The organism is Methanolobus mangrovi, from assembly GCF_031312535.1.
In the GTDB taxonomy this organism is placed as follows: Archaea; Halobacteriota; Methanosarcinia; order Methanosarcinales; family Methanosarcinaceae; genus Methanolobus; species Methanolobus mangrovi.
In genome coordinates this window covers 773,030-788,613 of sequence record NZ_CP133594.1, presented here as the reverse complement: position 1 = coordinate 788,613, position 15,584 = coordinate 773,030, and the positions used below count along the sequence as shown (strand labels likewise).

Genomic DNA, 15,584 nt, shown 5'->3' with positions numbered 1-15,584 from the left:
AGATTGTTCCTTTAAAAAATATGTAAAAGCATCCTTACAAGGATGCTTCCGTTTGAGGCTATTGCTTTCTTTTGAGAAGAAGAATCGTAAACATACCCAATACACCTGCTGTAAGCATAGGAGTTGCTGTGGGCACAGCTTCTGGCTGTGCCAGTGCTCCCATATCGCTTACCAGGTATTCCCAGAAAGCATTTCCTTCTTCGATCCTGTCATTATACCGGATAGTTGTACCTTCTTTTTGGTGGGCCATGAAATCAACGAATCCACCATTCTCGATAGGTGTCGTGTAATTGAAGACAGCTATATTATCAGCATAAATATCAATCTTCAGGTCAGATGTATATAATGTGGTACTAAGTGGATGTCTTCTGTTGTATTGATTTTCGTCTACCCAGTTCTTTTCAACAACGTCTACCTCATCTCCGAAATATTCAGAGATAATTTTTCCACTGCACTTTTCCATCAATATCAGATGTTTGTATGAGTATTCATCATAGCCGTCACCTACTATATCCCTTACACCGTAGAAAACTGTCTGATAGTTATCCGTACTTGCTTCAGACCAGCTCCAGCCATGCATCTCCATTGGCCATGTTATTTCTGTGCTTGTCATTGATAGCATGTGGTCCATGTATCCTTCACCCTGCTGCACTGTATACTTTTTACCATCAATGACTATTGAGCCACTCAGATTTCCACAGGCGTGTTCGTATGTGATGAATCTAAGAGGATCATCAGCCTGATCCACAGTTTTGTCTGCATCAGTGAAGAACAGCAGATTCATTTCCATGTCCTCACATTTATAATTTAATTCATACCCCTCCGATTGTGAACCATTGTAACTTTTCATCCCGTCCGGAAACATATAGTCCACATAAGGCGTGTGTATTCCTACATAATTTTCAAGAAGAACTTGTGGAATGTAAGTATCAGCTTTGTTGAAAAGTGCTGTTCTGTTGTCGTAATAAAGACCGTAGAATGTGAGCATATAGGAGAGCTGTGTTCCGTCAGAAGCTACCATTAGAGGTGATTCCTGATGTGCCAGGGTGACAAAGAATCCAAGATCCTTTTCTTCCCCATCATCTGCCACAAGCTTTGTATGACCATTCAAATACCACCAGTCTGCCATCATATTTGTACCAAAGTCAGTATCCAGGTATCCTCCTTCTGTATAGTCTTCTCCTATTCCCTGCATTAAAACCGTTTCATCAGATGCAGTGATTGCAGACGCTGTACCGATAAGACATATAAAAAACAAACATAATGCCCCAAAACCAATTTTCACATGCTGTTCTGTTTTCATTTGTATTTCCCCACTGACAATTGAAATAACTGGCGACTATATTAACTAAAGTTATAATTTAGACTAAAAAATTATAAATGTATGGGAACTATGATTCTAAACATTGTTTTTAAAATCATTTTCTAGGGCAATTTACCCGAATATTTTTTAGATATATTCCTGTGAAAAAATGCTTTACTGGAGGTTGGTACAAAGAAAAAAGAAAAGAGAAGAGAAGCTGGTATTGGGATTGCATACTGGTTAATGCATTATCAAGATTCAACACCACATGTGGCATTACAAATTTTGCTCTACGACTTCCATTGTTTTACTGTATTCATCTTCCGGACTGAATTCGATTATCTCGGTTCCAGCTTCCATAACAGCTATGTGTCCTGGCGGAAGGTAATAAATGTCCCCGGCATTGACAATTTCTTCATTGTCTTTATATTTTATTACCATGCTCCCTTTCAGCACATATCCCCAGTGTGAGGACTGACAACGATCATCAGGCAATCCTTTAAGCAAAGGACCAATATCAGTGGGCTCGTTATATGTTCCATACCCGACATTCATGTTTCCACATACTGCTTCCTGAATAACCATCGCATCGGATTCGATTGTCGTAGGTAATCTTTTCTTTGATATTCGCATTATTTACCCATATTCCTGTCATTCGTTTTCATTGAATTTATATATATATATAGTTCAATCAACTCTTTGAAACTTATGTCTCCAGGCAAAAATAAAAAGCATCCTTATAGAAGGATGCTTCAGTTATCTTATTTTCTTCTGAGAAGAAGGATTGTGAACATTCCCAGGACTCCTGCTGTTAACAGAGGACTGGCAGTCGGAACTGCAGGAGGTTGCCAATCACCATCATCTGCTTCCGTACCGTAATACACTCCGGTATCTTCATCGCTTGTTACGAGGCCTTCAAAATCACCAGTTACATTGACAGTATTGTGGTACAGACCATATTCTGATACTACACCCTCCCATTCGCAGACCATGGATTCACCTGGTGCAAGGGAATTTACAGGACAGGGTATTATGCCTTCCATGTCATCGCTCAGCACTATGTTGGAAAGTGTTACGTTACCGGTATTTGTAATTACATATTGCCAGTTGACATTATCTCCAATATAGACTCCCGGAGTGAAATCTACATCCATGTCAAAACCATTGGTGTACTTTTCAACATCTATTGATGGATTCGCACCAAAGTAGTTGGCAGGGTCTTCATCACTCAGCAGTAATTCAACTTCAATACCTGTATAATTTCCCAGCACAGTGCCTAGATTTGCATGGGGGCCGTACTCAACCGTTCCCGTTACAGTACATACGGAACTCTGGCCGGGCATTAACTTTTCAATTGAACATATAGCTCCGAATTTATTGTCGGTAACTGTGATGTCTGTCAGGATAACATTACCAGTGTTATTGACTATGTATTCCCATGTTACAGTCTCATTCTCCCGAAGAGCTACTCCAATAGGAGTATCCGCATCCACTCCATTTATGTGTTTTTCAATATCAATAGCCGGATTTAGATTCAGCGGGAGGAAATCGGTATCATTTACACTGAGGTCAAACTGTGTATCACAGAATCCATCGTTGTTCGCGTCTATACAGGTCTGACTGAAGCCAGTTCCATCAGGTTCTGCCCAGTAGTTTCCACCAAGGAAAGGACCGTCTATTATATTCGGACCGGTAGTCTTTGTGATATTCCAGGAGTTATCTTTGCTGGTGCCTGCTATCTCAGTGTTATTCGTGTTGTTGAAATAGTTGTTGTAGATGCTATTGTTATCACTATTGGACAAACGAATACCAAATACACTGTTGTTGCAAATGATATTACTGTTCAGGATATTGTTGCTGGAATCCGCCAGACGTACACCTCTGTCCATGTTGGAATCCACACTATTATTGTTCAGCACATTGCCGGATGAATACTCAATATAAATACCATCTTTGTTATTCAGTTTTGCAATATTCTGGCTAAGATAGTTGTCATTTGACCCAAGCAGATGAATACCAACCAATGCATTGGAAGCTGCAGTGTTGTTGCTTATTGTGCTGTTGTGTGAACCCACAATGAAAATACCGTTATCATCATTCTTCAGTGCCGTATTGTTCTCAAGTGTATTGTTATAGTTGTCATTATCAAGAACTATACCATTGCCTTTGTTTGATGACGCGACATTAGAATTAAACATGTTGTATTCGCTTCTCTTCACTATTATGCCTTGTTCATTATTGAAACTGGCATTGTTATGATTTACCGTATTATTTTTAGAGAGACGAAGAGAGATACCTTCAAGATTATTCGTTGCAAGGTTTTCTGTAAAGGTATTATTCCTACCACCCTCGATCAGAATACCAACATTTGTATTTGAGAGTGCAATGTTCCTGCTCAGTATATTATCATAACCAGCTATGTAGAATCCATCATAATTCTCAGATGCATTGTTCTCAATAAGTGTATTATGTTCAGAACTGGAAATCCAGATGCCGAAATGACTTTCCAGCACAGTGTTATCGGTCAGGGTATTGTTGTTACATGATGATGCAAGATATATTCCGTTACCACTTTCGATAATCACATTATTTACAATTACATTATTGCTGGCATAATATAGCAGAATTCCGTCGAAGCCACTTGAATAAATATAATTGTTCGTTATATTGCTGTTACTTGTCGCATTAAAGCGGATACCGCTTGGGTTATCCATAAGATGATTGTTAACTATTCTGACGTTCTCGACATCTGAAACATACACTCCGCAAGAAGGACCGACATCCACTCCTGTGATATTGAATCCCATGATCAACACATCACCGATGGTAACATTGAACGCATTATCAAAACCATCCGCAGCCTCGACAATAGTATCATCAGGATTACCGGACTGTGATGTTATTGATACCGACCTGTTAACCATCACATTCTCGATGTACGTTCCCGGATACACAAGTATAGTATCCGTGTCGTTTGCAGCGTTAATCGCTTCCTGTATTGTAGTATAATCTTTTCCCGGATCATCATCAACAGTTATCGTTGCAGCTGCTGAAATATTTACAATTAATAAAAATAAGAATAATGCCATTACAAATTTTCCACGAATTGCTATCATGATATCAACCCCCATACGCACAGCTCCAGAACAAGCTGCAATACTCCAATTCAAACTAAATCCTGCGAGAGTTTATATATTTGGAATCAATCTTTAGAAAAAAAGGTACTTAGCAAATATCCTGATAAGATTTCTGAAATAACTGATGTGCAGGTTGATTTTCGGCATTATTTTTATAATAACACCTACATAGTTGGTGAACTAAAACATTTTATGAGGGAAGATGAACAATGCCTGATGGAAAAACCCATGACACAATAAACGCTGCAGTACTGCTGACAGTTATATTCGGCCTTTATTACCTTATATGGAAAGAAATTGCCATAGCTTCCGTTTATCTGAACACTTACATGATATTGGCATTTTCTGTGTCCTATTTGTTTGCAACGTTCTTCCTGAGTCCGGACCTCGATATAAACAGTAAACCCTACAAAAGATGGGGTTTCCTCAGGATAATCTGGTGGCCTTACAAGGTTGCATTCAAACACAGGGGATTCTCACATCATCCGATTATTGGTCCCCTGTCAATAGTGCTAAATCTTGCAATTGTAGTGATTGCATTGCTCTTAATTGGTGGTGTTGATCTTCATAAAATACCTTTGAGCTTCATTATAGCAGCCACTACGGGGATGGTTCTGTCAATGGAGGTTCATATAATATCAGACAATATTATCTCAAAGATAAAAAGTATTTTTTAAAAACAGATGAAAAGCAGGAAGATTCAGTTCTTCCTGTCTTTAAATTCAATAAATAGGTGGGTACCGTCACAGAACGGTTTATTTTTGGAAGCACTGCATCTGCACAGGGCATAATGATCCTGTGTTTCAGGCTTTGAGCCATCAGGGTCATCAAGCTTGATTCCACCAACGATGTTGTAAGGTCCATCCCTTGTGATAAAGATTTCCGGATCATGAGGATATTCCTTGTGCAATTCCCCGTTAATGGTATAACTTAATGCTCCTGATGGGCAGGTTTTGATGAGCTTTATTATTTCTTCCGGTTCTGCACCATCAGGATCAATCCAGGGGTTCATACCCTTTCTGAATACTGACGGCAAATTGAAGACACAGTGACCGATATGTGAACATACTCCCCTATTATTATGGATCGTGATATGCTTTCCTTCGTAGCTGTCTACTTTATCAGGAATACAGTCATCTTTTTTTTCTCCTGAGAATCCATTCTTCAGATGCATTCCATCGCAGAATGGTTTATTTTCAGATCCCCCACATCTGCACAGTGTCATGGTAGAACGGGTTTCAATGAAAACACCTTTTGAATTCCTGAGTGATTTTAGGTTTTTCACAATAAGTGGTCCATTTTTTGAAACCTTGATTACAGGTTTATTATCTTTATCCATGATACTCTCCCTGGAGAACTTCGTTAACATTGAATTTGAAGTTTTTGCAAATAGATTTACATCTCTTTGCCCCTTCTCTTTTTCTATCCCGCAATTATCTTACCAGTTAATAATTAAATTGAGCGTGATAATTAGTTGTATCAGCGATACTATCAAAATTGCTGACAGGATAAATAACGAGATCGGTATTCTGAACTCATCCCTGCCTTTTTGAATAAAATACATGTGTGCTGTAAAGGCAAAAATCCCGGAAAGACTCAGGATCAATGAAAATATCAAGCCTGTGTAAGATTGCTGAAAGACAAGGACCAATCCGTATAGAACAAGGAATATCAATGGGATGTGTATCATAAGGAATCCTGTAATTCCACCTGGCAATTTGAAGAGATTCCATTCTTTCCAATAAGCTGAGTCTATTTCATGGTTGATCAACAGAACCGAATTAATTAGATAGAACCAGAATAAGATTTCTGACACACATACTACCTCCGTCATCTTAAAACGTCACACTTTTTCATCCTGTACCTGACTTTCTCCTTATGGTTACTATTCCCAGATACCCGTCCACTGTGACCTCATCACCGTTTCTGATTATTTGTGTTGCATCCGGTATACCAGTTACACAGGGAATCCCATATTCCCTTGCAATGATGGCACCATGTATCAACATACCACCCCTGCGTTCCACTATTCCGCTTACAAGAGGTACAACGAATGTCATATTAGGATCAATGGCATCGCATACTAGTATCTCTCCGAATTTTATGTTGAAAAGTTCCTCGTTCCCTGTTATCACATGAGCGATGCCGGTTACAAGTCCTTCTCCCGCAGGCTGTCCCTGAATCTGCCTCTGGTATTCCTTATTGTTTAAAGTCTCTTTTTTAACGTCCGGTTTTTTTACAGGAATATAGGTCTCGTCATTAAGCGATTTTAAGAGCTCATCATCATCAAGGATATCACCTGTATCAATGCTGAATGATCTTGATACTACCCTGTGTTTAGCTTCATTCAGTGATTGCAGATACTGATCTTCGATCCTGCCAAGATGAATGTTATCGTCATCTCTTAATCTGTAACTTATGCGTCCTACGTCAAGCAATTCTTCAGCACATGCCCTGTCCTTCTCGGAAAATGAGGCAATGAAGTGTTTTTCCATATCAGTGGTGTCTTTTTTAGCAGGCATTTCCTTTTCAGGGTTTGAAGCGATTTCCATTATAAGTTTTAACAATTCTTCCCTGCTTTTGAAAATACCGGAATGTCCGTAATTCTCAAAAAACTCCTCAAAATCGTCCTTAAAATCCCCTTCAATTAAGTTGTTCTTTGCATTATTCATAAGAGAAACATCATTTCTCAGCATGCCTGCCAGTCTGCTGAGCAGGCCATTCCTTTTGATGCTGAGCAGGCCGGCACTGGAAAGAAGGTCCATGAACTCATACGGATTATCCGGTTTTACCACATCGTTGTAAACCTGACCAAATAGTCTCATTCCATGTGCGAAGGGGATGAACTCATCTTTGTATCGTTTCTCCCACATTTCATACAGTTCTTTTCTTCGCATGATCTCTCTGGCAAGTCCAATATTATCCATATTTTCTAATTTTACGGACCTCATGGCATTGGTATCACTTACCATTTCTGGTATTAGTTCATTCTCTATCCTTATGCGAAGTTTTTGCAGATTAGCCATTGTTCTTTTAAGGGAGAGATACCAGAGTTTTTCCCTGTCATCTGTGGTTGTTATGGGTCTTGACTGGAGAATGTATGTCTCATTGTCCTTTTTAGTCCATTCAATATCCTGGGGATTGCCAAATCTTTTCTCCAGAACCAGAGCTATATCATACAACTCATGAACTTCTCTTTCGCTTAAAGGAACCGTGTTTGATATTTTATCAGACGGTTTTTCAAGTGCAGTACCTGTGTTCTTCAGGAGTGTTATTCTTTCACGGTTCGACGGGCTTGTATGCTGGATAATGGATGAGTTTTCCCTGTCAAGTATCCATCTGTCAGGTTCCACATCACCATCCACAAGTCCTTTATTAAGACCATGGACTGCTTCGATAACCATCTGATCTTTATTTTCCGGATTACTGCTGAAAACAATACCTGAGACTTCACCTGCTATAAGTTCCTGGATCATCACTGCCATACTGCTGTCTTTTATATCGAGTCCTAATTCTTCCCTGTAGAGAAAAGCTGCATCGGACCACAGGGAAGCCCAGACAAGTCTTATATGTTTAATTATGGCCTCCAGGCCACGGATATTTACATAGGATTCGTGAAGGCCTGCAAAGGATGTACTACCTGTATCCTCTCCGGGAGCGGAAGACCTGACTACGACAGGAACATCGGTCAAATATTTGTCCAGCTTGTCCCTTATTTCCTTTTCAAGTGTTTCAGGAATTGGCGTGTTCAGGAAGAAATTCCTGATTCTCAGGGACAGATCCCACATCTCTTCCCAGCGCATATCCTTGATATCTTTTCTGGCAAGCTCCAGTGTTATCCGCCCTTTCAGTGAGCTGGATCTCAGGTATTTTTCATAGGCTTTGGTAGTAATACACGTATATGGAGGAACTTTTAATCCTTCATCATGAAGTGTATGAAGGGAGAATGCTTTTGATCCGATAAATTCTCTGTGTTTTTCATTTATACCCTCCATAGAAATGACAAGTTCCTTCATGCCATATCTATCTCCACGACATTCTGGAACCTGCTAGCAACAATATATCTTTTAACTTCCATTCTCATCAGGGCCGATGAAGGAGAATTAAGGAAATCTTTGAGATAGGGATGTTTTTCCTGATAGAGTGAATTCAGTTCATGGGTTTTTTCAACTTCCAGAACAGTACCTTCTGCATTCACAGCCATAGCGTCCTTGAAATCACTCTCTTTGTTAGACCTATTATCTATCATCATTGAAGCTTTTCGGGAAGCATTCAGATATGAGTATTTTCTTGTGGCAACAGGAGTAGCAAAATAGATGTGTTTAAGGTCATCACTCGCCACGAAGGCTACGAGATTGGTATACGGTTCCCCATCATGAGATGTAGCGAGAACAGCAAGTTTTTGCTCTTTCATAAGAGCCTTCAGATCATTTTCCAGATTACTCTCAGACATTCAGGAACCACCACTTAAATCCACATTTTAAAATTGGTTCCTGTGTATTTATGTTTTGTTGGACAGCAAAAATGGATCCAGGAAAAGTATGAAAAAACCTGATATATCTGTCAGGTTTACGCATTAATAATTTGATTTATTTCTGCTTACTTTCGCTTCAGATACACTACTGACAATATTCCAGCAATTGCAAGAATAACTTCGAATCCCGGAGATTGCTGTTCAGTTGTTGTTTCTTCACTTTGCTCCTCAGTAGTTGTTTCTTCCTGAGTTTCATTGACAATTGGCTCTTCAATGCTTTGATTGTCTATCATTTCTTCGACTGGTGCTTCAGTTACGTTGTCGATAGGTTCAGATATGAGTTCAGGTACAGGTTCAGGGAAATCATTGGCATCGCCTGGGAAAGTCAACGCATTGATCTCATCTATATTGCTAAATCCATCACCATCAGAGTCACGATCTTCAATCGATACAAAATTTCCTCCAGATGCTCTTCCATAAGAATTTAATGAACCACCATTCGGACCTGTATGGCAGATTACGCAGGAATCTAGTCTGGTGTCTCCGGTATCATAGTAATTATTGAAAGAACTCAGAAAACTTGATTTTGCTGATGTCATAGGTGCTCCTACCAACAATATTACTGCTAAGAACAATACAAGAATTAATTTATATTTCATATACTCACCCCATTTTCCAGTTATTAATAATTTGGTTGTTGGATATTTAAATACTTTTTATCCCGGAATAAGGGGTAGGTCTTAAACATCCAGATTTGTTATATCTAATATAATTTGTACAATACTAAAATATGAAAAATTGTACAGTTATAGATATAACTAAATAGTAAGATTTCTCACTCTTAATAAGAAGTAAAGGTTGGGGAACCTTTCATTCTTCAAATCCACATCATGTTTCCTTAAAGGGGGTTGTATAATTGTGGAATTTAACGACGGTGGGAACGTAGAAAGTGAACTATCTGCTCAAAATTATCTGGAAGATTCAAATTCCCATGCAGAAGAGTTTGGAGGGATAATTGCCGAATCCCATGGCCCTATTACCATTTTTCTTTATGTTGTTTACTTCATACTTCTGGTCTGGACCATAGCATACTTTGTGATTCATTGGGGTGAGTTTGGAAGTCTTTCCATGTGAGTTTCCATGAGGGATACATGATATGAATGAAACTTCTTCGTCAAAGATTGAGAACGCGAAAGAATTGAGCGCTGATGAACTATTTGCCAGACTTGATTCCGGTATGCAGGGTATTTCTGATGCTGAAGTAAGTGAACGACTACAACAATATGGCTATAATGAGCTTATTGAAAAGAAAACAAGTCCTTTCATAAAATTCATAGGGTATTTTTGGGGTCCAATTCCCTGGATGATCGAGATAGCTGCCATACTTTCGGCAATCATACAGCGTTGGGAAGATTTTATCATTATTTCACTTTTACTGATTCTTAACGGTGTAGTAGGTTTCTGGCAGGAAAATAAGGCTGATAATGCTATTGAGTTGCTAAAAAGTAAAATGGCTTTACAGGCCAGAGTGTTGCGTAATGGGCAATGGAATGTGATACCTGCCAGGGAACTTGTCCCAGGGGACATGATCCGCGTACGCTCGGGTGACATTGTACCGGCTGATCTGAAACTTGTTGAAGGCGATTACCTGCAGGTTGATGAATCCGCACTAACAGGAGAATCCCTGCCAGCGGATAAAGCTTCAAATGACATTGCATATTCCGGTTCTGTTATCCAGAAAGGTGAAATGAGTGCCCTTGTGTTTGCCACTGGAATGGATACGTTCTTTGGCAAGACCACCAGACTGCTGGCGGATGTTAAGACCCAGAGCCATTTCCAGAAAGCTATTATCAAAATTGGTGACTACCTCATCTTTCTGGCTGCCGTACTGGTTGCTATAGTTTTCATTGTTGCTATCTTCCGAAAGGAAAGTCTTGTAGAAACGTTGCAGTTCGCCCTTGTCCTGGTGGTTGCTGCAATACCTGCAGCATTACCTGCAGTCCTTTCAGTTTCCATGGCTGTGGGTGCAACCAATCTTGCAGGAAAAGGTGCGATTGTAAGTAAACTTGTTTCTATTGAAGAAATGGCAGGTATGGATGTACTTTGTTCGGATAAGACCGGCACAATAACAAAGAACGAGCTGACATTATCAGAACTTATACCCTTTGCTGATTTCACTGAAGAGGATCTTCTGGTCTACAGTGCTCTGGCTTCCAGAGAAGAGGATAATGATCCCATAGATAATGCTATCCTGAAAAAGATAAAAACCATGGAAAATATGGATAAAAAGCTTGATGCTTATGAAACGGCAGATTTCAAACCATTCGACCCTGTTATAAAGCACACTGAAGCCAGCATTAAAAGTCCGGATGGCAGGCAATTTAAGATTGCTAAGGGAGCACCACAGGTCATCCTTGAAATGACAGTAAATAAGGAGGCTATCAAAGAAGAAGTAGATGAGAAAGTAAATGTTCTTGCTTCCAGGGGATATCGTGCTCTGGGAGTTGCAAGGTGTGAGGAGATGGGAGTATGCAGTTTTGTAGGACTTATTGGCCTGTATGACCCGCCACACGACGACTCAGCACAGACCATAGACACGGCTGTGTCCATGGGTGTTGACATCAAAATGGTTACGGGTGACCATGTTGCAATTGCAAAGGAGATTGCACAACAAATCGGTATGGATACAAACATCATTACTGCCTCAGAGCTTGAGGATAAAACTGATCTTCAAGCACAAGAGATTGTTGAAAGGTCTGATGGTTTTGCTCAGGTTTTCCCGGAACATAAGTACAGGATAGTGGAACTCCTTCAGGAAGAAGGACATATTGTCGGTATGACAGGAGATGGGGTTAATGACGCTCCTGCTCTTAAAAAAGCTGATGCGGGTATTGCAGTTGCCGGGGCTACGGATGCAGCAAGATCAGCTGCTGATATCGTGTTCACAGCTCCCGGACTTTCAACTATCATTGATGCAATTAAAGAGAGCCGGAAAATTTTCCAGCGCATGAAGAGTTACTCGATTTATCGCATAGCCGAAACTGTGCGTGTACTCTTCTTTATTGCAATTTCCATTGTGGCTTTCAATTTTTATCCGGTGACCGCTATCATGATAGTATTGCTTGCCCTGTTCAATGATGCACCAATCATGGCTATTGCATACGATAATGTGAAATACTCCAATATCCCTGAAAAGTGGAATATCAGAGAAGTTCTCAGTATGGCAACATTTTTGGGAATTATAGGCGTTATATCTTCATTCATAGTCTTTTATATCGGACTGCATGTGCTGAATCTGGACCAGAATGTTTTGCAATCTTTCATATTCCTTAAACTTGCAGTTGCCGGGCATCTTACAATATTCCTTGCCCGTACCCGTGGTCCCTTCTGGTCCATAAGACCAAGTGGAATTCTCTTCTGGTCAACCATCGGTACGAAACTGCTAGCGACTCTTGTTGTGGTCTATGGTTTCTACATATCGCCAATTGGATGGAAACTTGCAGGTTTTGTCTGGCTGTATGCATTGGTGGCTTTTGTTGTAACTGACCTCATAAAAGTGAGATTATATGACCTGTTGAATCATAGCGGCTTGATTTTCCATAGATGAGATAAAAAAACTATATTAGATAGAAACAACTGTTATAGAATATGGAATACCAGGATGAAGAGTTTGAAGGAGAATCTTTTGAGAACACCAATTTTACAGGTATATCCTTTAAAAATTCAAAGTTCATTGATTGTAATTTTGAAAACTGCAATTTGCCAAATGTAGATTTGAATAACACAAGATTTCAGGATGTAAGGTTCAGGAACTGCAAAATTCAGGGCCTGGACTTTTCAAAATGCAATGATTTTATATTTACAATCGGATTTGAAGACTCTTTTCTATCCTATTCAATATTTTCAGATATAAATCTGGAGAATACTGATTTTATAAATTGCCAGGTTTATGACTGTGATTTTATGAATACAAACCTTAAAAACGCAAATTTTGAAGGCTCTGATCTAATGAACAGTCTCTTTAGGAATACAAACCTGAGCTTCACATCATTCAGGAATGCAAAGAACTACGATATAGACCCGAATAATAATCTCCTGAAAAAGACTAAGTTCTCTATTCCTGAAGTGATTGCTCTTTTGAATGTCTTTGATATTGAAATAGAATAATCAAACTGGTAAATAGAACTTTGCGGCTTCTTTTTTCCTGCATGTAGCGTTTAAAGGACTATATTTTGTCTTTCAGTTTAAGTCCCAATCATTCTTATTCATCCTGCTCTTTTCGGCTTTTATCAACCTGAAGGAGAGTAAAAATACCAGATATATTATTGCACCGGCAATAAGGAAAGAGCTTGCTTTTAATTGCGTATATAGTAGTCCTCCTCCAAGTAGTCCGATGATACTTGCCAGACTACCGCCACTCATAGCAAAACCCTGTACAGAACCCTGATAGACAGTTCCTGCAAATTTAGAGAGCATGGACAGGATCGATGGCCACATGATGCCGTTACCAAATGCAAAGAATACTCCTGCAAGATAGATCATCAGCAGGTTTCCGGTGGCGATCAGTATGAACTGCAACCCAAGAACAAAACATCCTGCTATTATCAGAATGGATTCAGGATATATCTTTGCCAGCTTTCCCAGAATTGGACCCTGCACAAAAGCCATCATTGCACTGATAATAGAAAAGTAAATACCCAGTTGTGCCGGATTCCATTTAAGAACATCAACGGCAAAGACAGGGAATGCAGTGTAATATACATTGAAACCCAAAAATATCAAAAAGTACAGTGCCAGCATGAAGGGTATATAGTCCAGCATGAATATCTCTTTCAGGGATATCTTCTGTGCACCTTCCACCTGATAACACTCTTTATGTTCCTGTCCCAGGATTTTTCTTATACCTGTTTTTGGGTATTCCTTAATACTACAGGTCCGGGTCTCAGGTAAAAGAATAATTACGATGATAGTGCCAGCGACGGATATAAGAAAAGCTGCTGAAACCGGGATCAGTTCTCCATAGATTGTCACACCCAGAATACCGGCAAGCGCAGGACCTGCTACATAACCCAGATTTGACGCTACAGACATTCTGCCAAAGTTCTTGTTCCTTTCCTTTTCCGGCGTTACATCAGCTAAATATGCATTTGCCACGGATACATTTCCACCGGTTATCCCGTCAAGTGCCCTGGCAAAGAAAAGGACTAGCAGAGGAAGTGTAACAGTGAACATCCCAAGTAGATCGGACTTAATTGATATTAGTGAAGTTATCGGCAGGAAAAGAGCAACAAGAAAGATGAACCAGGCAACCATCGTTCCTATCTGGCTTAATAGCAGGATCTTTTTTCTCCCGTAAATATCAGACCATTTCCCAAGGATTGGAGCACCAATCAATTGAAAAGCAGGATAGGTTGAAACAAGCAGACCATATATCAGTGCATTACCACCAAAGTCCGTTACAAGAAATATGAGGAATGTAAGGATAATTCCAAATCCCAGTGTACCTATGAAAGTGATCGTGTATAAAGGAAAAAGTGCCTTTCCCTCTGTAACTCCAGAAGATACCGGATTTGGAGTCATTTACTATATTCATTTATTTTCCATAGTATAAATATCTCTCCCAAATTCTAAAGGAAATAGACTGGAACAAAATATAATTTGATGATCTAACATGATATGATTCAGTTTTGAAGATTTTTGAAGATTCTGCACCCATATTTTCCAATTTACTTATATAGTCCAATAACGTGATTTAATATGTTGGATGGTTTTTAAAATGAAAAAAAGTTTACTCGATGTGTTATTCAAGTCTCAAAAAAGAAAAAATATGTTGATAATGTTACAGGAAGAACCAAAGAAAATGGAAACACTTCTAAAAACCCTGAAAACAACAAGGCAGGCGTTACTTCCTCAAACTAAAATTCTGCAAGATAATTATCTTGTCACTCATTATAACGATACTTATGAATTGACAACTATTGGGGAACTAATAGTTGATAAAATGACTCCTTTATTGGATACTATTGATTTCCTGGACATTGATATTGATTATTGGGGCACTCATAACCTTGATTTCATTCCACCTTATCTTTTAAAAAGGTTAAATGAGAACAAAAATGCTGAAATTATAAGTCCCAGTTTGGTAAGTATGTATGAAATCAACAAGGATTTTATTGAACAGGCACACAGCTCCGGTTCATTGTATTTCATATTCACTTTTATGCATCCAAGTTTCCCCCCTACAGTATATAAGTTTATTGATAATAATATAGATGTATCTATTATAATTACAAAAGAACTGCTAAGAAAAATAAAAACTGAATATTATGATGATTTAAAAAACCATCTAATGCATGAAAACATCAAATTTTATTTGTATGAACAAGATATTAAAATCGGATCTTTTGCATTAAGTGATTATCATCTAATCTTAAGGCTGTTATCAAAAGACAACGAATATGATAATAAACAGCTATTCTTTTCAGATCCAAAAGCACTTCAGTGGGGCAAAGACCTTTTTGATTATTATCTGAAGGATGCAACCTTGATAGCAGAACCATAATATTGTTTTTGAATAATCATCACACATGTGGACAATTAGTTATAAGTCAAATACTAAATTTGCAATTAGAGAGGTTGTAAACGTAATCTGATTATAAGAGGATGTGTC

Annotated in this window: 14 protein-coding genes; 5 read left to right on the top strand and 9 right to left on the bottom strand. The window is 38.9% G+C overall.

The genetic code is table 11. The annotated features are described in order from the left end of the window. Positions 1-58 precede the first annotated feature (58 nt). The 3 genes from RE476_RS03895 to RE476_RS03885 all read right to left on the bottom strand — a co-directional run bounded on the left by RE476_RS03895 (position 59) and on the right by RE476_RS03885 (position 4,434). Positions 59-1,303, bottom strand: coding sequence for a VPXXXP-CTERM sorting domain-containing protein (locus RE476_RS03895; protein ID WP_309309094.1), 1,245 nt, complete (start codon positions 1,301-1,303; stop codon positions 59-61). Between the two features lie 276 nt (positions 1,304-1,579). Next, positions 1,580-1,936: an AraC family ligand binding domain-containing protein gene (locus tag RE476_RS03890; RefSeq protein WP_309309093.1), complete on the bottom strand. Its 357-nt coding sequence runs from the start codon at positions 1,934-1,936 to the stop codon at positions 1,580-1,582. 128 nt (positions 1,937-2,064) lie between these two features. Beyond that, positions 2,065-4,434: a NosD domain-containing protein gene (locus RE476_RS03885; protein ID WP_309309092.1), complete on the bottom strand. Its 2,370-nt coding sequence runs from the start codon at positions 4,432-4,434 to the stop codon at positions 2,065-2,067. 215 nt (positions 4,435-4,649) lie between these two features. On the opposite strand from RE476_RS03885, the gene RE476_RS03880 reads away from it, so the two are divergent. After that, positions 4,650-5,117: a metal-binding protein gene (locus RE476_RS03880; RefSeq protein ID WP_309309091.1), complete on the top strand. Its 468-nt coding sequence runs from the start codon at positions 4,650-4,652 to the stop codon at positions 5,115-5,117. 23 nt (positions 5,118-5,140) lie between these two features. On the opposite strand, the gene RE476_RS03875 is transcribed toward RE476_RS03880, so the two are convergent. The 5 genes from RE476_RS03875 to RE476_RS03855 all read right to left on the bottom strand — a co-directional run bounded on the left by RE476_RS03875 (position 5,141) and on the right by RE476_RS03855 (position 9,573). After that, on the bottom strand, positions 5,141-5,779 hold the full coding sequence (locus tag RE476_RS03875; protein WP_309309090.1) for a CDGSH iron-sulfur domain-containing protein: 639 nt from the start codon (positions 5,777-5,779) through the stop codon (positions 5,141-5,143). A 99-nt stretch (positions 5,780-5,878) separates the two neighbouring features. Next, positions 5,879-6,256, bottom strand: coding sequence for a DUF6713 family protein (locus RE476_RS03870; RefSeq protein WP_309309089.1), 378 nt, complete (start codon positions 6,254-6,256; stop codon positions 5,879-5,881). A gap of 37 nt (positions 6,257-6,293) precedes the next feature. Beyond that, positions 6,294-8,456 (bottom strand): PEP/pyruvate-binding domain-containing protein, encoded by a 2,163-nt coding sequence (locus RE476_RS03865; protein ID WP_309309088.1) that lies wholly within the window; start codon positions 8,454-8,456, stop codon positions 6,294-6,296. Next, complete coding sequence (locus tag RE476_RS03860) at positions 8,453-8,893, bottom strand: pyridoxamine 5'-phosphate oxidase family protein (protein ID WP_309309087.1); 441 nt, start codon at positions 8,891-8,893, stop codon at positions 8,453-8,455. The genes RE476_RS03865 and RE476_RS03860 overlap by 4 nt, the downstream gene beginning before the upstream one ends. Before the next feature lie 146 nt (positions 8,894-9,039). Then, a complete protein-coding gene (locus RE476_RS03855) occupies positions 9,040-9,573 on the bottom strand; it encodes a PGF-CTERM sorting domain-containing protein (protein WP_309309086.1) in 534 nt (177 codons plus the stop codon). 259 nt (positions 9,574-9,832) lie between these two features. Here RE476_RS03855 and RE476_RS03850 point away from each other — a divergent pair, with 259 nt between their 5' ends. The 3 genes from RE476_RS03850 to RE476_RS03840 are packed head-to-tail and all read left to right on the top strand — an operon-like array spanning position 9,833 to position 13,081. After that, positions 9,833-10,048, top strand: a complete 216-nt coding sequence (locus RE476_RS03850; protein ID WP_309309085.1) for a hypothetical protein — start codon at positions 9,833-9,835, stop codon at positions 10,046-10,048. Between the two features lie 22 nt (positions 10,049-10,070). Continuing rightward, entirely contained in the window at positions 10,071-12,521 is a 2,451-nt protein-coding gene (locus RE476_RS03845) for a plasma-membrane proton-efflux P-type ATPase (RefSeq protein ID WP_309309084.1), read from the top strand. Positions 12,522-12,562: 41 nt separating this feature from the next. After that, positions 12,563-13,081, top strand: a complete 519-nt coding sequence (locus RE476_RS03840) for a pentapeptide repeat-containing protein (protein WP_309309083.1) — start codon at positions 12,563-12,565, stop codon at positions 13,079-13,081. Positions 13,082-13,153: 72 nt separating this feature from the next. Here the strand turns inward: RE476_RS03840 and RE476_RS03835 are convergent, their stop codons facing one another. Next, positions 13,154-14,494, bottom strand: coding sequence for an MFS transporter (locus RE476_RS03835; protein WP_309309082.1), 1,341 nt, complete (start codon positions 14,492-14,494; stop codon positions 13,154-13,156). A 196-nt stretch (positions 14,495-14,690) separates the two neighbouring features. Between RE476_RS03835 and RE476_RS03830 the strand changes: the two genes are divergently transcribed. Next, positions 14,691-15,476, top strand: a complete 786-nt coding sequence (locus RE476_RS03830) for a helix-turn-helix transcriptional regulator (protein ID WP_309309081.1) — start codon at positions 14,691-14,693, stop codon at positions 15,474-15,476. Positions 15,477-15,584 lie beyond the last annotated feature (108 nt).